Genomic DNA, 20705 nt, shown 5'->3' on the forward strand with positions numbered 1-20705 from the left:
GACACCCGGTCAGGAGCCGAGGTCGAGCTCGGCCCGTACGGTCTTCCCGACCGGTACACGGTCGAGCACCGACCACCGGGAGGCCAGCGCCTCGACGAGCAGCAGCCCGCGGCCGCCCTCGTCGAGGGCCACCGGGGCGGTGGCGGCGGGCCGCCGCTCGCCCCGGGTGTCGGAGACGTCGATCCGCAGCAGCAGCCCGGGGGTGTACGAGAGCGTCAGCTCGAAGTCCCGCCCGGGCACGCGGCCGTGGGTGACGGCGTTGGCGGCGAGCTCGGCGACGAGCAGGGCGACGGTGTCGGAGGTCTCGGAGCCGTAGGGGACGCGCCACCGGTCGAGCTGGTGGAGGGCGAGCCGACGCGCGAGGCGCGCTCCGCGCGGGGTCGAGCTGAAGCGCTGGGTGAACACACGTACGGTGACGGCGGCTTGGCGGGTCGCGGGGGTGGTCATGGGGCCAATGTGGCGACGGCCGGGCACAGTCACCAGCTCAGGAACCCGTACGCTGCGCGGCGTACGGGTTCACGCTCTGGACGGTACCGGTAACTACCCGTGAGCATGGGTTCGTTCAACGCGAGCGCACGGGTGCGGGAGGTGGCGGGGTGACGGACGGGGCTCCGAAGGGAAGCGAACCCGAGACGTCGGAGAGCCTGAGGGCTTTCGGGGAAGTGGTCAAGGTGTTCCGCAGACGCGCGGGGCTGACGCAGGAACAGTTCGCTCCGCGGGTGGGCTACTCCGTTCCGACGATCGCCTCGATCGAGCAGGGCAGACGGCTGCCGTCCAAGGAGTTCGTGGAGCGGGCTGAGGACGTACTCGACGGATTCGGTGCCCTCAAGGCGGCAGCGAAGCATCTGACGCGCAAGGCGGGACTCGCGAAGTGGTTCGAGCGCTGGGCAGAACTCGAACCCCTGGCAGTGACGCTGTACACCTACGAACCTCGGATCGCGCCAGGGCTTCTCCAGACGAGCAGGTACGCTCGAACGCTCTTCGAGAAGCAACTGCCGACGATGAACGATGACAAGATCGAGTCGAGCCTCGTCGCCCGGATCGAGCGCACGCACATCCTCACGGAATGCCCCGAGACGGTCTTCAGCTTCATCGTCGAAGAGCACGCTCTGCGCCGCCGAGTGGCCACCCCAGAAGTCATGCGGGAGCAGATCGATCACATCATCGAACTCAGCGAGCGACGCAACGTCGACATCCAGATCATGTCGCTGTCACGCGGACACCACGCTGGGCTCGATGGGCCGTTGTGCCTCCTGGAGACCAGGGAAAACGCCTGGTACGCGTATAGCGAAGGCCAGGGCACCGGCCAGCTCGCCTCCGAGTCCAAAGAGGTCAGCATTCTCCAGCAGCGGTATGCCAGGATGCGGGCACAGGCTCTGTCCGTAGAGGCGACCGTGAGCCTGTTGCGGGAGATCCGAGGAGCACTATGAGCACCACTGAACTGGCCTGGTTCAAGAGCAGCTACAGCACCGGTGACGGCGGCAACTGCGTCGAGGTCGCCACCCGCCCCTCCGCCGTGCACGTCCGTGACTCCAAGAACCCCGCCGGGCCGCAGCTCGTCGTCTCCCCCGCCACCTGGACGGAGTTCGTCGCCGACCTGGGCTGACCCGCGTCTGACAGGATGCGTGTACCTGCCCTCCACCGCACGCGGACGGGCCGGTGCACGCACGACGCGAGGAGCACGGACCAGATGAGCACGACGCCCGGCGGGTACCTCGCCGACCTCTTCTCCCTCGACGGCCGCACCGCGATCGTCACCGGCGGCAGCTCCGGCATCGGGCGGGCCGTCGCGGGGGCCCTGGCCCGGGCCGGCGCCCGGGTGGTCGTCGTGGCGCGCAAGGAGGCAGATCTGGCCACCGCCGTCGACGAGCTGACCGCCGACGGCTGCCGGGCCGCATGGGTGAGCGCGGATCTGGGCACGCGCGAGGGGATCAAGGCCGGCGCGGAGCAGGCCGCGGCGGTCTTCGGCGAACCCGACATCCTCGTCAACTCCGCCGGCGTCAACCTCCGTCCCCCGCTGGGCGAGCTCGGCGAGGACGTGTGGGACACGACGATGACGGTGAACCTGGAGGCCCCGTTCCTCCTCGGCCAGCGCTTCGGTCCCGGCATGGCCGAGCGCGGCTTCGGCCGGATCATCCACATCACCTCCCAGCAGGCGCACCGCGCCTTCGTGCAGAGCGGGGCGTACGGGGTGTCCAAGGGCGGCCTGGAGTCGCTGGCCCGCTCGCAGGCCGAGGCCTGGTCCCCGTACGGCGTCACGGCCAACACGCTGGTGCCCGGCGTCGTGCTGACCCCGCTCAACGCGCGCCTTGCCGCCGACCCCGACAAGGTGGCCGCCCTGGCCGCCCGGACGCTCGTCGGCCGCAACGGTCTCGCCGAGGACTTCGCGGGCGCGGCCGTGTTCCTGGCGAGCGCGTCCTCCGCGTACGTCACGGGGCAGTCCCTCTTCGTCGACGGCGGCTTCTCCGTGCACTGACGGCTCCCCCGCCCCGTACGAGATCCGGCCACCTCCCGCCCCTGAGGGACGTCGGATTTCAGTCATAGTTCACGGAAACCCTGGCGCCCCTCACGGTGAGTACTTGAATGGCCTCACCTGTTTGCGGGTGAGTGCACGGAACAACCGGGGGAACACATGGAGCCACTGACGGCCATCGCGGCTGCGGGCGTGGCGCTCGTGGTCAAGGGCGCTTTGGAGGCCACGGGGCAGGAGGCGGGGCGGAGCGGCTGGACCGGCGGGGCCCGGCTGGTCGCCCGGATCAGGGAGAGGTTCCGGGGCGACGGCGACGCCGAGGCCGCGCTGGAGCGGGTGACCGACACGCCGGACGACGAATCCGGCCGACAGGACCTGGAACGGATGCTCTCGGCGCACATGCTGCGCGACCGGGACTTCGAGGGCGACATGCGGCGGCTCGTCGACGAGGCCGTCGCCGCCTCCGGGCGCGGCGGCCCGCAGGTCAGCGCGGCGCTGATCAAGAACGCCCAGGTCTTCAACGAGAAGGTCGAGATCCAGGGCGACTGGAACGTCTCCTGACGACGTTCCCACGTCCTCGGTAGCCGGGGACCCGCACGTCCCCGGTCGCCGAGGACCGCCGCACCTCCCCGCCGGTCGGGGAGGGCGCGTCCCCGACCAAGGGGGGGCGGCCGTGCCGCTCCCGCCTCTTCGCCGAACCACCCCGGAAGACCTGTGCCATGAGCGAGGAACCCACCGCCGAGCCGTCGGCCGGCGGTCCGACCGACCGCTCCGAGGCCTCCCCCGCCCCGGCCTCCCCGCCCGACGCCACGGGCGCGCCGGAGGGCGGTTCCCGCGGGGACGGCCCGGAGCAGGACGGACCCGTCAGCGCGGACGCGGCCATGCGCTCCCTCCAGGAGGGAACCGCCGCGGACGACGCCGAGCGGTCCGACGCGCAGCGCGCCGGCGCCATCGCGGACCTGATCGCGCGGCGACTGAACGACGACGCCTCCGGCACCCGGATCGGCACCCTGGCGCTCTTCAACGACACCGTCAGCTTCGGCGGCGGATTCAACGCCGGAGGCGAGCGGCATGCGCGGGCCGGCCACCGCGGCGGCGGGACCGTGCCGCTCGGGGCCGCCGAACTCGTCGACCACACCGAGCTGTTCGTCCAGCCCGCGGGGTACGCCTCCGCGCTGTCGGCGCTGAGCGAGCATCGGCTCCTGGTGCTGACCGGGCCGTCCGGCAGCGGCCGGGAGGCCACCGCCGTCAACCTGCTCGCCGAGGCCCTCGCGCTGGGCGGCGCCGACGGCGGCGGCGTCTGCCACCGCCTCCTCGACCCGGCGGCCGTCCTCGCCCCCGACTGGGAACCCCCCGTCAAGGACAGCGGATACCTGCTCACCGTCGAGGACGGCCGGGCCGGCGCACGGGACTTCGAGGCGCTCCCCCGCAGGCTCCCGGCGGTCGTGGCGGCGCTGCGCCACCACGGGTGCCACCTGGTCCTGACCGGCGGCCAGGACCTCGCGGTCACCGTCCGGGCCGACGGCACCGAGTCGGTGGCCGTGCACGCGCTGACGCCCGTGGACCCGCTGGCCGTCCTCGAACGGCGGGTGCTCGGGCACGGCGGCTCACCGGAGGCCCGCGCCCGGCTGCGGGCGACGCTCGCCTCCGGCGGCGTCGCCGACACGCTGCGGGAGATGCCCGCCGCACGGCACGCCGCGCGCCTCGCCGCCGACCTCTCCGCCGGCCGGGACGTGGTGGCGGCAGCGGCCGCGCTGCGCGACCCGAGCGACCAGGTGCGGGCCTGGTTCGACCGGCACCGGAACCCGGAGGCGGTGGCGTTCGCGCTCGCCGCCGCCGTCCTGGAGGACAGCGGCTACCTCACCGTCGCCGAGGCGGCCGTACGCCTCCGGGCGGCGCTCGCGACCCCCGAACCCGCCCCGCCGGACGTACGGTTCAGGGACCGGCTCGGCGACGAGCAGCAGTGGATACGCCTCGACGCCGACGCCTCGGGTCCGCCGCGGGTCCGCTTCCGGAACCCGCTGCTGGCCCAGGTCGTCCTGGTCTACGCCTGGACCGGACTCGACGGCTGGCGCGAAGCCCTCCTCAGCTGGCTGCGCCGCCTCCTCGACCACCACGACCTGGAGGTCCGCGCCCGGGCCGCCGTCGCCGCCGGGATCCTCGCCTGGGCCGACCACCACTACGCGGTGCACCGCTTCCTGACCGCCTGGGCCTCCGCCGACTCCTGGCAGCTCCGCCAGGCCGCCGCGACCGCGCTCGGCGTGGCGGGAAGCCGGGAGGACTCGACCGAGGCCGTGTGGGAACTGCTGCACGGCTGGGCGCGCGGCGGCAGTTCGGTCCGCCAGCGGCGGCTCGCCGGGACCGCGGCCAACACGGCGGGCGGGCTCCTCGGCCGGGCGGCTCCCGCACGGGCCGTGGCAGTCCTGCACGACGCACTCGACCGCGACGACGACTGGGGCACCCTGCCGTCCGTGGCCTGGGGCGGGGTCCGCCTCGCCCACCAGGGGCGGGCGGCGGAGCTGCTCGACGCCTACCTGGACTGGTCCGGGCCGCAGGACCGCTCCCCCATGGTCGTCAAGTCGCTGTCGGCCTTCCTCTTCGCCACGGGCCGCCCGTACGAACCGGTGGCCGGCGGACCGGCGGAGGGCGTGTCCGGCGTCCCCCTGCTGCTCAGCGCCCTCCCCGCGCACGAGGAGCGGATGGCGGAGTTGTGGGCGCGTGCGCTGGCCTGCCCGCCGCTGCGGGACCGGGCACTCGCCGCACTGCGGGAGTGGATCGACGTCCACGCCGACCGCGGCGGCCGGTCCGCCCTCGAAGCGCTGAACCGCCTCCTGTGGGACGTCTCCCGGACCTCGAAACCCCACCGCGAGCGGCTGCTGTGGTGGCTGGGGGCCTGGGCGGAGGACCGCGAACGGCCGTCGCGGAACGCCGCCCTGCTGCGTGACGCGCTGGCCCGTACGACCTGACACGGACGACCGGGCACGACCCGACCGTTCGAACCGCCCCGTCCGAGAGGGCGGAACGCCCCGAGGAAGTGGAAGGAGGCCCCCCGTGGGAGAACAGCAGACCTACGACCCGGTGCTGTCCTACGAGGAACTGCCCAAGTGGCGGCTGACGAGTCCGGTACGTCCTCCGCAGCCCGGTCGCGCGCTGGTCCTGGTCCGGGAGAGCGGCCCGTCCCTGACGGTCCGCAACGGGGAGGAGATACCGTCCTCCCGCTTCGGCGCCTACAGCGGGATGTTCACCGTCGACCTGACCGAGCACCGTCTCGTCCTCGACATACCGCTGCTCAGCCGCGACCACACGTTCTCCTTCCGCAGCCGGGTCGACCTGGTGTGCCGGGTCGCGGACCCCGCCCAGGTCGTGGACCGCGGCATCCGGGACATGAGCGAGACGCTCTTCGACTACCTGCGGAAGACACTGCGCGAGGTCTCGCGCGAGTACGACATCGCCCAGTTCCACCAGGCGGAGGTGGCGCTCAACGCCACCGTCGCCGGGTTCACCGGCGACGACGCGGTCCGGCTGCGCGGCGTCCACGTGGAACTCCTCGTCGACGAGGACGAGATCGCCACCAGCGGGCGCGACTTCCGGAACGTCGTCCGGGAGACCCGGCTCGCCGGGATGCGCCGCGCACGGCACATGGACATGATCCGCGAGGAGGGCCTCGACGGCCTGATCGCCGAGATCATGGAGAAGGAGGGCCCCCGCGCCGCCCTCACCTGGATCGAGAAGAACGAGGCCGAGAAGCGCGAGGTCCGACAGACCATCATGCGTCTCGTCCTGGAGCGCGGCGACGCCGACCGGGAGCCCTTCGAGCAGGCCGAGCTGGAGCGGACCATCCTGGAGGAGGTCCTCCGCGAGGGCGACGGGCTCTTCGACGGGGCGGCCCGGCGCGGGCGGCTGCGCGGCTCGCTGGCCCGCCCCGCGGACCCGCCGGCGGCCCTCGGCCCCGGCCACGGGCCGGAGGACGAACCCCGGCCCCGCGACGCGCTCCGCGGGGAGGTCGTGCGGGACGCGGGCCCCACCCGCCCCGGCCGCAGCCGGATCTCGGGGACGTACGGCACGGGCCGCACCGGGGGGTACGGGCCGGGCGCCCGCCCGGCGGACCACGACGGCGGGTCCGGGCACGAGGGCGGCACGGGGTACGGAGGCGAGGACGGGTACGGACGGGACACCGGGACGGGCCGCGGCGCCGGATCCGGGCCCGACGCCGGACGCGCGGGCGGGTACGGGCGCGGTGGCGGGTACGGACGGGACACCGGGACGGGCCGCGGCGCCGGATCCGGGCCCGACGCCGGGTACGAGGGCGCGTACGGACGGGGCGCCGGGTACGGGACCGACGCCGGGTCCGGGCGCGGCTCCGGAACGGGGCGGGACGGCGAACGCGGCGGCGCGGCCCGCGGGTACCCGTACGAGGGCGACCCCGGATACGGACGCGACGGCGGTGCGGCGCGCGGGACCGGGCGCTCCGGGCCGCCCGAGGACGAGCCGCTGCCCGACCCCAGCGCGGGCCGGGGCCGCGACCGGGAGCCCGCCCCGGAGCGGCGCTCCGGCCCCGCCGACCGGCCCGGCACGCCGCCCCGCGGCGCCGCGACCGGCGAACCCGACCCGGACGCGCCGCCGCGGGTGAGCAGGGTGCGCGGCACCACCAAGCGGGACACCCCCCGACCCGGACCCGACAGGGAGCGTTGATGGCAGAGCACGACCACAGTGCGTGGCGGGCCGGGCCCGCCCACCGCCCCGATCATCGTCCGCCCGCGGGCGCCCCGCCGGGCACGCCGCCGCCCCCCGGGCCGCCGGGTCCGCCTCCGCCGCCGGGGCCTCCCGGCCCTCCCCCGCCGCCCGCGCCCGCCGCGGCACCGGCGCCCGCGGGCACGCCGCCGGCGCGCGCGGGTGTCGCCGGTCCGCTGATCGGGCCGGGCCCGATGGCGGGCCCCAAGGGAGCGCACCACGCTCCCGCCGGGTCCGGCGACGAGCCGAAGCCGGAAGAGCGCCGGCTGCCGCCCCAGCTGGTGTGGTCGGCGCCCGACGGCTACACGGGGTTCCAGGCGCTCTCGGTGTGGACCGAGCAGGTGGCCGGTCACGGTGAGGACGCCGAGCCGTTCGTGGTGCACCACTGGCCCAGCGATGAGGGCATGATCGCGGTGTTCGACGGTTCGGGCGGCGCGGGCGCGGGCCCGGTCTGGCAAGGGCCGGACGGCCTCCGGCACACCGGGGCCTGGGTCGGCTCGCGGGTCGCGCGGCTCGCCACCGAGTGCTGGTTCCGCGAGGTGGCACGCGAGGGCGAGGAGGCCGGACCCGAGAGCCTGCACCAGTACCTGGACTGGTTCCTCGCCATGGCACCGCAGCGCCGCAGCAAGATCGGCGGCACCATGCGCCGCCACCTGCCGACGACCCTGGCGGGCGTGCACTACCGCGTCCACGGCAACACCACGGTCGAACTGCGCCCGCTGTGGGCGGGCGACTCCCGGGCGTACGTGCTCACGCCGACCGGCGGCCTGCACGTCCTCACCCGGGACCACACCCGCGAGAGCGACGCCCTCGAACTGCTGCGCACCGATCCTCCGATGACCAACGTCATCTGCGCGGACCGGGAGTTCACCATCGACACGCAGCACATCGCCTCGTTCGACATGCCGTGCGTGCTGATCGCCGCCACCGACGGCTACTTCGGCTACGTGCACACCCCGGCCGACTTCGAGCACCTGCTCCTGGACACCCTGCGCCGGGCCGGGAGCACGTACGAGTGGGCCGACCTGCTCCGCCGCGGCGTCCAGCGGTACACCGGGGACGACGCCTCGCTGGCGCTGCTCGCCCTCGGCCACCAGGACTTCCCGACGCTGGCCGCCACGTACGAGCACCGCTTCGCCGAACTGACCGAGCGGTACGGGCGGGGGCGCCCGGCCGTCCTCGACGGGGCGCCGCGCGCCGGGGGCGGGGAGCCGGAGGAGCCGGAGGGCCCGCAGGAGACCCAGGCCCGCGTCCGCGCCTGGCAGGACCGCACCTGGGAGACCTACCGGACCACGTACGAGAACCACCTGCCGCCCGCGTCCGAGGAGCACCGATGAAACTGGGCGACACGATCGCGGGCTACCGCATCGTCACCGAACCGACCAACGCCAACGGGGGGAAGTGCATCTGGGCCTTCGCGGAGAAGGACGGGGGCCAGTACTTCATCAAGCAGTTCCTCGAACCCAAGCGCCCGCGCGACGACGCCGCCGACTCCAAGAGCGTCCGCATCCGCCGCGAGGTCGCCAAGGAGTTCGAGAAGCGGCACCGCGACGTCATGAAGCGGCTGCGGCCGGACACCCTCGGCGGCGGCAACATCGTGCTCGCCACCGACTTCTTCCACGTGGGCTCCACGTACTACAAGGTCACGGAGCGGATCGACACCACCAGCCTGGACCGGCCCCAGGACCTGGACCCCCGGCAGAAGACGGTGCTGCTCAAGACGCTCGGGTCGAGCCTCAGGCAGCTGCACGACAGCGGCACCGTGCACGGCGACCTCAAGCCGCTGAACGTGCTCGTGCAGAAGCGGGAGGGCGCGGCCTTCCACGCCGCGAAGCTGATCGACTTCGACGACTCGTACGGCTCCGGCAACCCCCCGCAGCCCGACGCCATCGCCGGCGACTCCGTCTACGGCGCCCCGGAGTGGCTCCGCTACATCAAGCTCGACGGGACGGTCCGGCCGAAGGACCTCACCTGCGCGGTCGACGTCTTCGCGCTGGGCCTGATGACCCACACCTACGTGGTGGGCGAACTCCCCGGGTACGAGAAGGAGTTCGACTCGCCGGCGGACGCCGTGAGCAGTGGGGCCGAGCTCCGCTTCGACTCCCGCCTCTCGGACGAGCTCCTCGCCCTGCTGCGGGCGATGACGGCCGCCGACCCGCGCGCCCGGCCGGACGTCGGCGTCTTCCTGGCGACGCTCGCCGACCCCGAGGTGTGCACGCTCCGGCACCGCAGGCCCGGGACCACGGCCGCCCCGGCGGCCCCTGCGGCCCCTGCGGGCGGGGCCGCCGGGGGGTCCGGCGCGGCCCCGGCCGAGCCGGCCCCTGCGAAGAGCCGGATCCGCTCCACCTTCGGCCGGCGCAAGGAGGCCCCGGCGCCCGCGCCCGCCGCACCCCCGGCGCCCCGCCCGGCACCCGAACCGCCCCCGACCGCCACCGGGACCCCGGCGCCCGCTCCGGAACCGGGCAGGTCCCGCGTCCGCATCAACCTCGGCGACCGCCGCACCCCCTGACGACCGCCGCACCCCCTGACAAGGAGAACGTCCCCATGAACGACGCCCGCGGGCAGTACCAGGGCAATCTGCAGTACGCCGTCGACATCGCGCTGTGCATCGACGCGACCGGCAGCATGCACCCCGTCCTCGGCACGGTGAAGTCGAGCGCCCTCCAGTTCCACCAGCGCCTCGACGACGTGATGGCCAAGAAGGGCAAGTCCATCAGCCAGCTGCGGCTGAAGGTCATCGCGTTCCGCGACTTCGGCGACAACCCCTCGGACGCCATCGAGGAGACGGACTTCCTCCACCTCCCCGCGCAGGCCGCGGACTTCCAGCGGTTCATCGGCGGCATCGAGGCGGGCGGCGGCGGCGACATCCCGGAGTCCGGCCTGGAGGCGCTCGCCCTGGCGATCAACTCCCCCTGGGAGACCGGCCTCGACCGCAGGCGCCATGTGATCGTGATGTTCACCGACGCCCCCGCGCACGCCCTCGGCACGGTCGGCGCCGACGCGCCCACCTACCCGCGGCACATCCCGCGCAGCCTCGACGACCTCTTCGAGCAGTGGGGCTACGCCCGCAGCCAGAGCTCGGTCATGGAGCAGTCCGCCAAGCGGCTCGTACTGTTCGCGCCCGAGGAGGCCCCGTGGTCGGACCCGATCGCCGAGGAGTGGGACCTCACCCTGCACTTCGCCTCCAAGGCGGGCGAGGGGCTGGAGGAGTTCGAGATGGACGAGATCATCGAGACGATCGCGAACAGCCTGTGAGGTTGGAGTGGGACGGCTTCACGCTGTCCCTGACCTCCGAGGGCCTGGTGGAGCTGCAGTGGATCGGCGCGGGCGTCCTGGAGGCCAAGCCGTCGCACTGCACCTCCGCCTCGTTCCGGCCCCCCTCGGCCACCAGGCCCGGCCACGAGCTGGACTTCCGGTTCCGGTTCCCGGGCGGCGCCTCCGGGACCAAGACGGCCTGGGTGCGCGTGGACGTCCCGCCCGCCATGGTGGACCAGGTCAGGCGGTTCATGGCCGTGCTCTGGCGCGACTACTCGGTGCCGGACCTGCCGGAGGAGTCCGGGCCCGCGGCGGAGGCACGGGGCGGAGGCACGGGCGCGGGTGTTCCCGCGTCCGCCGCCGTCGTCGCCGCGCCGCCCCCGGCCGTGGTCGAACCCGCGGACCCGGCGCCCGGGGCGGCGACGGAGGCCGTGGAGCTGGAGCGCGTGCCCGAGGGCAGCGTCGCATGGATCCTCAGCCCCGCCGGGGAGAGGTCGGAAGAGCTGTTCGCGGACGTGATGGAACGTCTGGCGAGCAGCGATCGCTGAGAAGGGACGACAGGGGTGGCGGGCTCGGCGGACTGGAAGTGCGCGGACTGCGACAGCAACAACGGGCTCAAGGACGCGGCCTGCACCATCTGCGGGTCCACCCGGCGGGCTCCGATGCCGCGGCCCGCGGCCCCCTCGCGCCCGGCGCCCAAGCGCCCGTCGCCCGCGCGCCCCGCGGGCGACTGGCAGTGCCGGGTGTGCCGGGCCACCAACCCGGCGCGGCGGAGCACCTGTTCCGGCTGCGCCAAGAGCCGGGAGGAGACCGGCGGCCCCGCCCCGAAGGCGACCCCGCCCCCGACCAGGACCTCGCGCGTCACCTCCACCGGGACGTCCGGGAAGGGGGCGGCGAAGAAGGCGGCCCCGAAGAAGGCGGCCCCGTCGCGGCCCACGCCCCGGCGGACGGCCTCGCCCCCGCGGTCGGGCGGTTCGACGGGGACCGGCCCGACTCCGACGGGGCTCCTGTTCCCGCCGCCGAGCGGTACCGGCTACACGCCGCCCCGGCGGACGCCGGCCCCGGCGCCGGCCCCTCCGACGTACACCGAACCGAGCCCGTACGTGCCGCCCGCCTCGTACCGGCCGCCGGCGAAGGAGAAGAAGTCGCGCGGCTGCCTGGTCTTCTTCCTGCTGGTCGCCGTCCTCGTGGTGGTCGGGATCCAGAAGGGCTGGTTCGCCCGGATCGGCGACGCCATCGAGGAGGCCGGCACGGAGCCGGCGGCGGGCGACCCGCGCCCCACGGCCGCCGCGTGCCCGGCCAGGATCGCCGACGAGATCCGGGGTGGCGACGGGGCCACCCTGGTCGAGGCCTTCCGTACGAAGAACAAGCAGATCACCCTCTGCCGCACGCGGGCCGGGGCGCTCTACTACTTCGGTGAGTTCAGCGACCGGCGCGAGCCGGGCATCGCCATGCGGGCCGAGCGGACGACGGACGGGTACGAGGCGACGAACAGCCCCTACCGGTACGTCATCCGCGGGGACACCGTCTCCGTCTACAAGTCGGGCGCCCGCATCGGCCGCGAGGAGCTCGTCCCGGAGCCGTCCCCGAGCTGAGCCCCCCGCACGCCGGTGCCGACTACTCCGCGGGCTCCAGCCGCAGCGAGATCGAGTTGATGCAGTACCGCTGGTCCGTCGGCGTGGGGTAGCCCTCGCCCTCGAAGACGTGGCCCAGGTGCGAGCCGCAGCGGGAGCAGCGGACCTCGGTGCGGACCATGCCGTGGGAGCGGTCCTCGATCAGCTCGACGGCGGAGCTGTCCTTCGGGTCGAAGAAGGACGGCCAGCCGCAGTGCGAGGCGAACTTCTCCTTCGACGTGAACAGCTCCGCGCCGCAGGCCCGGCAGGAGTAGACGCCCTGGGTGGTGGTGTCCGTGTACTCGCCGCGGAAGGCGGGCTCGGTGCCCGCCTGGCGCAGCACCTGGTACTCCGCCGGGCTCAGCTCCGCACGCCACTGCTCGTCCGGCTTCTCGACGTCGTACGCCATGAGCTCGCTCCCTCTGCTGCTTGCCGCTACTTCGACAGGTGGTCCAGGATGCGCGGTCCGAGGTCCGTGACGTCGCCCGCGCCCATGGTGAGAACGAGATCACCGGGGCCGGCCATTCCCTCGATGATCTCGGGGACCGCGCCCTTGTCGTGGACCGGGGTCACGTCGGCCCCGGCCTTCCGGGCCGCCTCGATGATCAGCTCGCTGGTGATGCCCGGGATCGGGTCCTCGCGGGCCGGGTAGATGTCGAGGACGACGGAGGCGTCGGCGAGGGCCAGCGCGTCGCCCATCTCCCTGCCCAGCTCCTGGGTGCGGGAGAAGAGGTGCGGCTGGAAGACGACCAGGAGGCGGGAGGCCCCGGCGGCGCCGCGCATGGCCTCCAGGTCGGCGGTCATCTCGGTGGGGTGGTGCGCGTACGAGTCGATGACCTGGACGCCCTTGGCCTCGCCCTTGAGCTGGAGGCGGCGGCCGACGCCGGTGTAGGCGGTGAGGGCGCGGGCGAGGTCGGCCGGGTCGATGCCGACGCGGGCGCCGGCGGCGAGGGCCGCGGCGGCGTTGTGCGCGTAGTGGCGGCCGGGGACGGAGACGGTGAAGACGTGCTCGACGCCGTCGAGGGCGACCGTCACCTCGCTCTTCATCCCGTTCGGGACGATCTTGAGGATGCGGGCGTCGGAGTCCTCGGTCTCGCCGACCGTGACGATGCGCAGACCGTCGCGGTCCGCGACGCGGCGGGCCAGCTCGCGGGCGCCCGCGTGCTCGCCGACGACCAGGGTGCCGCCGGGGCGGATCTTGGCGGTGAAGGCCTCGAAGGACTCGTAGATCTCGTCCATGGAGGCGTAGTTCGCGTGGTGGTCCAGCTCGACGTTGAGGACGATCGCGACCTCGGGGTCGTACTTCTGGAAGCTGCGGTCGCTCTCGTCCGCCTCGGCGACGAAGACCTCGCCGTCGCCGTGCAGCGCGTTGGTGCCGGGGCCCGCGAGGTCGCCGCCGATGGCGTACGAGGGGTCGAGGCCGAGCTCGGTGAGGGCGACGGCCAGCATGGAGGTGGTCGTCGTCTTGCCGTGGGTGCCGGCGACGGCGATCGCGCGCAGGCCGTCCATGAGGGAGGCGAGGGCGTCGGAGCGGTGGACGACGGGGATGCCGAGTTCGGCGGCGCGGGCCAGCTCGGGGTTGTCGGCGCGGATGGCGCTGGAGACGACCACGGCGGAGGCGTCGTCGGCGAGGTGCTCGGCGGCGTGGCCGATGTGCACGGTGGCGCCGAGGGCGCGCAGCGACTGGGCGGTCGCGGAGTCCTTGGCGTCGCTGCCGGCGACCTTGGCGCCGCGCTGGGCGAGGATCTTCGCGATGCCCGACATTCCGGCACCGCCGATGCCGATGAAGTGCGGCCGTTCCATGGCGGCAGGGATGGCGGGTGCCATGTGGATCTCTCCCCGGAGTGCGTCTCGTGGCTCCTGTCCGTCACGTGGGGAACGGGCAGGGTGGAAGACCCCAGCCTAGTGGCTCCGGTCGGGTGGGCCCGGCGGGCGGCGGCGGGGCGGGCGTGTGGCGGGGCGGGTGGGCGGGGGTGCCGGCGCGTCGGTGCCGGCGCGTCGGTGCCGGCGCGTCGGTGCGGGCGACGCCCCGGCCCGGGGCGCGTCGGTGCCCGCGACCCCCTGCACGGGGCGCGGGCACCGACGGGTGCCGGCCGGGCGGCTACCCGGCGGCGGCGTCCTCGCTGTGCGCGAAGAGCTTGAGGACGGGCACCCCGACCTTGTGACGGGCCCGGGAGGCCCAGTCGCGGTGGAAGAACTCCTCCACGTAGTGCGGGGCGGTCAGCACGATCACCTCGTCCGCCTCCGCCTCGTCGACCACCGACTTCATCTTGGTGAGCGGGTGGTCCTCGACGACCTGGCCGACCGCCTCGCAGCCGGCGTCCCGCAGTGCCCGGAGCGAGTGCTCCAGGGCCAGCTCGGCGGGGCGTCTGGCCTCCTTCCCCTCCGGCTCGTCGCCCTCGCGGGTCGCCTCCTTCAGTTCGCCCATCGCCACGTCGTCGATGGCACGCAGCAGTACATCGGCCTGGTCACCACGCGGCTGCATCAGAACGATGAAGGACACGCCCTCCTCGCCGTGCAGCGTGGTGACGAACTCCACGTCGACGGCCGTCAGGGGCTTCTCGATCATCAGAACGCTTGTGAACACCTCATGAGCCCTTCTGCGGAAACCATCCTTCCCCGTGCCCGCACGGGGTCTGCGTCAGTAAGTGTGCCCAGCCCACGCTAAGCGGAACGACAAATTCCGCCGATTGTCAGATCCGACGGTAGCGGGTGAAGAGGAAGCCGTCCTGCTCCAGCAGCGAAGCCAGCGCGAAGCGTGTCGGGACGGCCGTCGCGGGCCCCCCGGCGATGCGCTGGGCGTCGCCCGCCGTCATGGTCGGCGAGATCGACAGGCACAGCTCGTCCAGGACTCCCGCCGCCGTGAACTGGCCGAGCAGCCGGGGTCCGCCCTCGGTCAGCTGCCGCCGGAGCCCGCGCTCCGCGAGCACCGCCTTGGCCCGGGCCGGCTCCACTCCGGCCCCGTCGCCCGCCACCAGCACCTCGGCGCCCGCGGCCCGCGCCGCCCGGACCCGCTCGGCGGGTGCCGCGGCGCCGGTGAGGACCAGGGTCGGCACCAGCGGCTCGGTGAAGAGCGGGAGCGAGAAGTCCAGGTCCAGGGAGGCGCTGACCACGGCGATCACCGGGGCCGGCCCCTGTCCGGCGGCGGCGCGGCGGGCGGCGAAGGCCTCACGCGCGCGTGCGGGGCGGTACCCCTCCAGGCGTACCGTTTCGGCACCGGCGACGACCACGTCGGCCAGGCCCCGCAGGGTGCCGAAGATCCGCATGTCGGTGTCGGAGGACAGCGGCTGCGACCGCCCGTCGTGCTGGCCCGCCCCGTCGAGCGAGGAGACCATGTTGGCCCGCAGCCACGCGCCCCCGCCCGCGGGGAGCTCCGGGTACGCGTAGGCCTCGGCGAGCGCGTCCAGCGACCACTCCTGGTCAGGGGCGGTGGAAGCTGTCATGTCCGTCACAGGGAAGAGCTGTCGCATCCTCCGAGTCTGACATGACGCTTAGAGTGGGTAACTGTGTCGACCCGTGCCCTCCCCGAAGCCGCATCCACCCCGGCGGCCCCGCTCTCGCTCTGCTCCCGAGAGCCCCATGTCCCCGCCGACCGGCTCGTCGCGGAGATGGTGCCGCCGCCGCGCTTCGACTCCGTGCGGTTCGACACGTACCACCCGGACCCCCGGCAGCCCACCCAGGCCGACGCCGTCACGGTGCTGAGCGCCTTCGCCGAGGGGCTGGGCGGAGCGCACGCCTCCGGCGCCGGGAAGCGCCGCTGGTTCGCCCGCAAGCCGGCCGCCCCCACCGGTCCGCGCGGGGTCTACCTGGACGGCGGGTACGGCGTCGGCAAGACCCACCTGCTCGCCTCGCTCTGGCACGCCACCCCCGCCGAACCGGCACTCAAGGCGTTCGGCACCTTCGTCGAGCTGACCAACCTGGTCGGGGCGCTGGGCTTCCAGCAGACCGTGAAGACCCTCGGCGGCCACCGCCTCCTCTGCATCGACGAGTTCGAACTCGACGACCCGGGCGACACCGTCCTCGTCTCCAGCCTCCTCGGCAAGCTGGTCGAATCGGGCGTGGCGCTCGCCGCCACCTCCAACACGCTCCCCGGCAAGCTCGGCGAGGGCCGCTTCGCCGCCGCCGACTTCCTGCGCGAGATCCAGGGCCTCTCGGCCCACTTCCGGCCGCTGCGGATCGACGGCGAGGACTACCGCCACCGCGGCCTGCCCGAGGCTCCGGCCCCCCACTCCGACCAGGTCGTCACGGCGACCGCGTACGCGACGCCGAGCGCGTCCCTCGACGACTTCCCGCACCTGCTGGAGCACCTGGCCAAGGTCCACCCGAGCCGCTACGGCGCGCTCACCGACGACCTCGCGGCCGTCTGCCTCACCGACGTCCAGCCCGTCCCGGACCAGTCGACGGCCCTCCGGCTCGTCGTCCTCGCCGACCGGCTCTACGACCGCGAGATACCCGTCCTCGCCTCCGGACTGCCCTTCGACCGGCTGTTCAGCGACGAGATGCTGAACGGCGGCTACCGCAAGAAGTACTTCCGGGCGATCTCCCGGCTCACCGCGCTCGCCCGCGACGCCAAGGGGCTGGTCCCGCAGTAGGTTGGAGGCCGTCACCCGATCGAAGGGATTCACCATGGCCACCGTGCGTCACGCCCACACCGTGTGGGAGGGCGACCTCCTCAAGGGTTCGGGCGTCGTCACCCTCGACTCCTCCGGCATCGGCTCGTACGACGTCTCCTGGCCCTCTCGCGCCGAGGAGGCCAACGGGAAGACCAGCCCCGAGGAGCTCATCGCGGCCGCGCACTCCTCCTGCTACTCCATGGCCTTCTCGCACGCCCTGGCCGGCGCCGGCCACGCGCCGACCCGCCTGGAGACCAAGGCCGACGTCACCTTCCAGCCGGGCGAGGGCATCACCGGCATCCACCTGACCGTGCGCGGCGAGGTCCCCGGGGTGGACGCGGAGACGTTCCAGGGGCTCGCCGAGGACGCGAAGAAGAACTGCCCGGTCAGTCAGGCCCTCACCGGCACGACGATCACCCTCACGGCAGAACTCGCCGGTTCCTGACCCCCGGTCGGCACACGCGCCACATGAGGCCGTTGTGGCCCGCATGTTCACCTGCCACCACCGTGCGTGGTACACACATGCGGGTCACACGTCACTTCACACACCTGTCCGCCAACAGGAAAGTGGGCTGTCTCATGTCCGCGACACGACGTCAGATCCTGTCCCGCACCGGCGCCACCGCCGCCGGGATCGCCTTCACCGGCACCCTCTCCGAACTCTTCGCCGGCACCGCGAGCGCCGCGACCGGCGGCCACACGGGACGGGCCGGCTACGGCCCCCTCGTCCCCGACCCGCACGGTCTGCTCGACCTCCCGGCCGGCTTCCGGTACAAGGTCCTGTCCCGCCAGGGCGACCCGCTCCGCTCCGGCGAGGGCCCCGTCCCCAGCAACCCCGACGGCATGAGCGCCTTCGCCGGCCGCCGCGGCCGCGTGCACCTCGTCCGCAACCACGAGAACCGGGTCACCGGGAAGATCGGCGTCCCGACCGTGCCCGGTCTGACGTACGACCCGGCCGGCAAGGGCGGCTGCACGGCACTCGAACTCGACGGCCGGAACAACGTCCTGGGCGAGCGCGTCGCCATCGCCGGTACGGCCGTGAACTGCGCGGGCGGCCCCACTCCCTGGCGGACCTGGCTGACCTGCGAGGAGACCGAGGACAAGGCCGGCACCAACGGCTACACCAAGGACCACGGCTTCGTCTTCGAGGTCGACGGCGCCGACCCGCACCGCACCGGGGCCGTCCCCCTCACCGCCATGGGCCGCTTCCAGCACGAGGCCGTCGCGATCGACCCGGCGAGCGGCATCGTCTACGAGACGGAGGACGCCTTCGAGCACCCCTTCGGCCTCTTCTACCGCTTCCTCCCCCACCGGCCGCTCGGCGGGACGGGCTCGCTGCGTGCCGGCGGCGCCCTGGAGGCCATGCGGGTCCCGGGCGTCGCCGACCTCTCGGTCGTGCAGGAGGCGGGCACCCGCTTCGAGGGCGTCGAATGGGTGCCCGTACCCGACCCGCAGGCCGCGCTGACGCCCATCAGGCTGCAGGACTTCGGCCCCCGGGGCGTCACGCACGCCCAGAAGCTGGAGGGCTGTTACTGGGGCGGCCGGGCCGTGTACTTCGTGTCCTCCTTCGCGCGCCTGGACGACGGCTCCGGCGCCACGCACTTCGGCCAGGTCTGGAAGTACGAGCCGCACCGGCGCCGGCTCACGCTCGTCGTCGTCTTCGGCCCGGACACCGACGTCCGGCTGCCCGGCGAGTCTCCGGACAACATCTGCCTGGCGCCGAGCGGCGGGCTGATGGTCTGCGAGGACGGCGAGGGGGCGCAGCACGTCTTCGGGGTGAGCGAGCGGGGCGAGGTGTACCCGGTCGCGCGGGGCGCGCAGGACATCGGCGGCCCCGGTGCACCGGAGTGGGGCGAGTTCGCGGGCGTCACCTTCTCGCCGGACCGGGCGACCATGTACGTCAACTGCTACACGCCCGGGACGACGTTCGCGGTGACCGGCCCCTGGCACTGAGCCGAGCTCCGCGCCCGGCCGCGCGCACTCGCGGGCGGCCGGGTTCCGTCACAGGATCGGAGGGAGCGCGGGGGACCCGCGGCGGAACTGGGCGGTCAGCACCCTGCTCCTGGAGCACCTGGAGGCGCTGGACCCGGCCTACCCGCCGGGGGACTTCGACGTGGAGGAGAGCCGGCGGCGGCTGCTGGCCACCTGAGCGGCGGGGTGTCGGCTGAGCGCGTGGACTCGCCGTCAGCCGCTGCCGCGTCGCGAGTCTTAGAGATTCTGATCAGTTAACTTCCGATCGTGAGATCTTCTGTACGAAATCTGACGGCTCTCGGTCTTCTGGGGGCCGTCCTCGTCGGCTGCGGCCGGGAAGCCGTCGAGACCGCCCCGGTCGCGCGTCCCGAGAGGACGGCGGACACCGCCGCCCCGGCCCCCCGGGGCAGCGCCGCCGGGCCCGCGCCCGCGCGCGGCCCCGCCGCACCGCCCACCATGGCCCCGGGCCCCGGCGGCCGCACCCCCGTGTACACGCACCGGGCGAAGACGACGGGCGGGGCGGCGTCCCGGGCCGCGGAGAAGGTCGTCGCCCTCACCTTCGACGCCGACATGACCGCCGATCAGGGCCCGCGGGCCGCCGGGGGCGAGCGCTTCGACAACCCCCGGCTCATCGCGACGCTGCGGCGTCTCGGGGTGGACGCCACCGTCTTCATGACGGGCCGCTGGGCGGAGGAGTACCCGGACCAGGCGAAGTCCATCGGCGGCGACCCGAGGTTCGAGATCGCCAACCACTCCTACAGCCACTACGCCTTCGCCTCCCCCTGCTACGGCCTCCCGACCGTCGCCCCGGCCGACATGGCGGACGACGTGCAGCGGGCCTTCGACTCCTTCCGCGACGCCGGAGCGGTGAACGTCGTCCCGTACTTCCGCTTCCCCGGCGGCTGCTACGACGACGCGGCCCTGCGCGCCCTCACCCCGACCGGGGTGACGGCCGTCCAGTGGGACGTGGTCAGCGGCGACGCCTTCGCGAAGGACGCGGACGCGGTGGCCGAGCAGGTCCTCGACGGCGTGCGACCGGGCTCCCTGGTCGTCATGCACTGCACGCGCAGCGCGGCCCCGGTCACCGAGGAGGCGGTCCGCCGCATCGTCCCGGAACTCCGCGCCCGCGGCTACCGCTTCGTGAAGGTCTCGGAACTGATGCGGGGCTGAGCCCGACGACGGCCCGCTTGAGCAGGCCTCCGATCCCACAGGAATCGCCCGCGGCGGCAATGGCAGACTTGCCCGGTGAGCAGCAACGAGACCGACCTCCGCGATGAGAAGCCCCAGTTCGTCCTGCCGTTGGTGGTGCGGATCGAACGGGACGCGCCGCCGTCCCGCACCGACGCCCTGGAGACCGCCGCGCGCGCCGTCCTGGAGATCCTCACCGACGACCGCTCGCTCGGCGAGGGCGCGTGGGCGCAGGCCGTGGCCGACTGGCAGGACGCCAGGATCCGCAAGGTGGTGCGCCGGGCCCGCGGTGCGGAGTGGCGGCGCGCGGGCGCGCTCCCCGGGATCACGGTCGGCGGCCGGGAGGCCGAGGTCCGGGTCTTCCCGCCGGTCCCGCTCGACGGCTGGCCCAAGGAGCTGGCCAGGCTCCAGGTGTCGGGCACCGACCTCGACGACCCGGAGGCGCCCGGCCCCGTCCCCGCCGGGGCGGTCGTGCTGTGGATCAATCCGGAGCTGGAGATGTCCGCGGGCAAGACGATGGCCCAGGCGGGCCACGGGGCGCAGCTGCTGTGGTGGGCGATGGACGACGCGGACCGGAAGGCCTGGCACGCGGCGGGCTTCCCGCTCGCGGTCCGCACCGCCACGGCCGAGGAGTGGCCCGCGCTGACCGCGAGTGGCCTCCCCCTGGTCCGGGACGCGGGCTTCACCGAGATCGCGCCCGGTCCCACCGTGGTAGCCGAGGGGAGCGACCGCTTCGCCCCCGGGCTGCGGCTTCCGCGTCCCTAGGGTCGCGTATCCCGGGGCGGGGCCCGCGCGCCCGGCCCGATCCGGGAGGCGGCTTCCGGCCGTAGCGGTCGGATCTCCTCCGTTCGGCGTGACCGGAAC

21 protein-coding genes and 1 pseudogene are annotated in these 20705 nt (G+C 73.9%); 17 read left to right on the forward strand and 5 right to left on the reverse strand.

The window, feature by feature from the left end; genetic code table 11:
• Positions 1-9: 9 nt before the first annotated feature.
• Positions 10-447, reverse strand: a complete 438-nt coding sequence (locus ACY0MR_RS08965; protein ID WP_388803009.1) for an ATP-binding protein — start codon at positions 445-447, stop codon at positions 10-12.
• 149 nt (positions 448-596) lie between these two features.
• Here ACY0MR_RS08965 and ACY0MR_RS08970 point away from each other — a divergent pair, with 149 nt between their 5' ends.
• The 11 genes from ACY0MR_RS08970 (at position 597) to ACY0MR_RS09020 (ending at position 12051) form a co-directional block, all read left to right on the forward strand.
• Positions 597-1430: a helix-turn-helix domain-containing protein gene (locus ACY0MR_RS08970; RefSeq protein WP_473560168.1), complete on the forward strand. Its 834-nt coding sequence runs from the start codon at positions 597-599 to the stop codon at positions 1428-1430.
• Positions 1427-1606, forward strand: a complete 180-nt coding sequence (locus ACY0MR_RS08975; protein WP_473560170.1) for a DUF397 domain-containing protein — start codon at positions 1427-1429, stop codon at positions 1604-1606. The genes ACY0MR_RS08970 and ACY0MR_RS08975 overlap by 4 nt, the downstream gene beginning before the upstream one ends.
• A gap of 84 nt (positions 1607-1690) precedes the next feature.
• Positions 1691-2476, forward strand: a complete 786-nt coding sequence (locus ACY0MR_RS08980) for an SDR family NAD(P)-dependent oxidoreductase (protein ID WP_388803018.1) — start codon at positions 1691-1693, stop codon at positions 2474-2476.
• 156 nt (positions 2477-2632) lie between these two features.
• Complete coding sequence (locus ACY0MR_RS08985) at positions 2633-3031, forward strand: hypothetical protein (RefSeq protein ID WP_361860967.1); 399 nt, start codon at positions 2633-2635, stop codon at positions 3029-3031.
• A gap of 158 nt (positions 3032-3189) precedes the next feature.
• A complete protein-coding gene (locus ACY0MR_RS08990) occupies positions 3190-5436 on the forward strand; it encodes a hypothetical protein (protein WP_473560173.1) in 2247 nt (748 codons plus the stop codon).
• 85 nt (positions 5437-5521) lie between these two features.
• Positions 5522-7162: a hypothetical protein gene (locus ACY0MR_RS08995; protein ID WP_473560175.1), complete on the forward strand. Its 1641-nt coding sequence runs from the start codon at positions 5522-5524 to the stop codon at positions 7160-7162.
• A gap of 233 nt (positions 7163-7395) precedes the next feature.
• Entirely contained in the window at positions 7396-8538 is a 1143-nt protein-coding gene (locus ACY0MR_RS09000) for a serine/threonine protein phosphatase (RefSeq protein ID WP_392864876.1), read from the forward strand.
• A complete protein-coding gene (locus ACY0MR_RS09005) occupies positions 8535-9710 on the forward strand; it encodes a protein kinase domain-containing protein (RefSeq protein WP_473560177.1) in 1176 nt (391 codons plus the stop codon). Before ACY0MR_RS09000 ends, ACY0MR_RS09005 begins: the two co-directional genes overlap by 4 nt.
• A 35-nt stretch (positions 9711-9745) precedes the next feature.
• Complete coding sequence (locus ACY0MR_RS09010; protein WP_388803033.1) at positions 9746-10456, forward strand: vWA domain-containing protein; 711 nt, start codon at positions 9746-9748, stop codon at positions 10454-10456.
• 2 nt (positions 10457-10458) lie between these two features.
• Positions 10459-11004, forward strand: a complete 546-nt coding sequence (locus tag ACY0MR_RS09015) for a hypothetical protein (RefSeq protein ID WP_473560179.1) — start codon at positions 10459-10461, stop codon at positions 11002-11004.
• Between the two features lie 15 nt (positions 11005-11019).
• Positions 11020-12051: a hypothetical protein gene (locus ACY0MR_RS09020; RefSeq protein ID WP_473560180.1), complete on the forward strand. Its 1032-nt coding sequence runs from the start codon at positions 11020-11022 to the stop codon at positions 12049-12051.
• A 22-nt stretch (positions 12052-12073) separates the two neighbouring features.
• Here ACY0MR_RS09020 and msrB read toward each other — a convergent pair whose 3' ends face one another.
• From msrB to ACY0MR_RS09040, 4 genes are all read right to left on the reverse strand, one after another.
• Positions 12074-12478 carry a peptide-methionine (R)-S-oxide reductase MsrB gene (msrB, locus tag ACY0MR_RS09025; protein WP_361861219.1) on the reverse strand — a complete coding sequence of 135 codons (405 nt, stop codon included), beginning with the start codon at positions 12476-12478 and terminating at the stop codon, positions 12074-12076.
• Between the two features lie 26 nt (positions 12479-12504).
• Positions 12505-13896 carry a UDP-N-acetylmuramate--L-alanine ligase gene (gene murC, locus ACY0MR_RS09030; RefSeq protein WP_392045507.1) on the reverse strand — a complete coding sequence of 464 codons (1392 nt, stop codon included), beginning with the start codon at positions 13894-13896 and terminating at the stop codon, positions 12505-12507.
• A 274-nt stretch (positions 13897-14170) separates the two neighbouring features.
• Positions 14171-14656: an indole-3-glycerol phosphate synthase gene (locus tag ACY0MR_RS09035; protein ID WP_473560183.1), complete on the reverse strand. Its 486-nt coding sequence runs from the start codon at positions 14654-14656 to the stop codon at positions 14171-14173.
• A 106-nt stretch (positions 14657-14762) separates the two neighbouring features.
• Positions 14763-15539, reverse strand: coding sequence for a pyrimidine reductase family protein (locus ACY0MR_RS09040; RefSeq protein ID WP_473560185.1), 777 nt, complete (start codon positions 15537-15539; stop codon positions 14763-14765).
• A 36-nt stretch (positions 15540-15575) separates the two neighbouring features.
• On the opposite strand from ACY0MR_RS09040, the gene zapE reads away from it, so the two are divergent.
• The 6 genes and pseudogenes from zapE to ACY0MR_RS09070 all read left to right on the forward strand — a co-directional run bounded on the left by zapE (position 15576) and on the right by ACY0MR_RS09070 (position 20606).
• A complete protein-coding gene (zapE, locus tag ACY0MR_RS09045; protein ID WP_361860988.1) occupies positions 15576-16661 on the forward strand; it encodes a cell division protein ZapE in 1086 nt (361 codons plus the stop codon).
• A gap of 34 nt (positions 16662-16695) precedes the next feature.
• A complete protein-coding gene (locus tag ACY0MR_RS09050) occupies positions 16696-17127 on the forward strand; it encodes an OsmC family protein (RefSeq protein WP_361860985.1) in 432 nt (143 codons plus the stop codon).
• Between the two features lie 134 nt (positions 17128-17261).
• Positions 17262-18635, forward strand: coding sequence for an alkaline phosphatase PhoX (locus ACY0MR_RS09055; RefSeq protein WP_404082101.1), 1374 nt, complete (start codon positions 17262-17264; stop codon positions 18633-18635).
• 82 nt (positions 18636-18717) lie between these two features.
• Positions 18718-18831, forward strand: a pseudogene (locus ACY0MR_RS09060) (polyphosphate kinase 2 family protein); the annotation flags it as partial.
• A gap of 89 nt (positions 18832-18920) precedes the next feature.
• The gene (locus tag ACY0MR_RS09065) at positions 18921-19823 is read left to right on the forward strand and encodes a polysaccharide deacetylase family protein (protein WP_388803055.1); all 903 of its coding nucleotides are present in this window, start codon (positions 18921-18923) and stop codon (positions 19821-19823) included.
• A 75-nt stretch (positions 19824-19898) separates the two neighbouring features.
• The gene (locus ACY0MR_RS09070; RefSeq protein WP_388803058.1) at positions 19899-20606 is read left to right on the forward strand and encodes a peptidyl-tRNA hydrolase; all 708 of its coding nucleotides are present in this window, start codon (positions 19899-19901) and stop codon (positions 20604-20606) included.
• The last annotated feature ends 99 nt before the right edge of the window (positions 20607-20705 follow it).

It is taken from the genome of Streptomyces sp. JN8, from assembly GCF_055808075.1.

Bases quoted from the DNA above. Each gene is read 5' to 3' on its own strand.
- ACY0MR_RS08965 (WP_388803009.1), bottom strand. From the start codon at position 447: ATGACCACCCCCGCGACCCGCCAAGCCGCCGTCACCGTACGTGTGTTC.
- ACY0MR_RS08975 (WP_473560170.1), top strand. From the start codon at position 1,427: ATGAGCACCACTGAACTGGCCTGGTTCAAGAGCAGCTACAGCACCGGT.
- ACY0MR_RS08980 (WP_388803018.1), top strand. From the start codon at position 1,691: ATGAGCACGACGCCCGGCGGGTACCTCGCCGACCTCTTCTCCCTCGAC.
- ACY0MR_RS08985 (WP_361860967.1), top strand. From the start codon at position 2,633: ATGGAGCCACTGACGGCCATCGCGGCTGCGGGCGTGGCGCTCGTGGTC.
- ACY0MR_RS08990 (WP_473560173.1), top strand. From the start codon at position 3,190: ATGAGCGAGGAACCCACCGCCGAGCCGTCGGCCGGCGGTCCGACCGAC.
- ACY0MR_RS09000 (WP_392864876.1), top strand. From the start codon at position 7,396: ATGGCGGGCCCCAAGGGAGCGCACCACGCTCCCGCCGGGTCCGGCGAC.
- ACY0MR_RS09005 (WP_473560177.1), top strand. From the start codon at position 8,535: ATGAAACTGGGCGACACGATCGCGGGCTACCGCATCGTCACCGAACCG.
- ACY0MR_RS09010 (WP_388803033.1), top strand. From the start codon at position 9,746: ATGAACGACGCCCGCGGGCAGTACCAGGGCAATCTGCAGTACGCCGTC.
- msrB (WP_361861219.1), bottom strand. From the start codon at position 12,478: ATGGCGTACGACGTCGAGAAGCCGGACGAGCAGTGGCGTGCGGAGCTG.
- murC (WP_392045507.1), bottom strand. From the start codon at position 13,896: ATGGCACCCGCCATCCCTGCCGCCATGGAACGGCCGCACTTCATCGGC.
- ACY0MR_RS09040 (WP_473560185.1), bottom strand. From the start codon at position 15,539: ATGCGACAGCTCTTCCCTGTGACGGACATGACAGCTTCCACCGCCCCT.
- ACY0MR_RS09050 (WP_361860985.1), top strand. From the start codon at position 16,696: ATGGCCACCGTGCGTCACGCCCACACCGTGTGGGAGGGCGACCTCCTC.
- ACY0MR_RS09055 (WP_404082101.1), top strand. From the start codon at position 17,262: ATGTCCGCGACACGACGTCAGATCCTGTCCCGCACCGGCGCCACCGCC.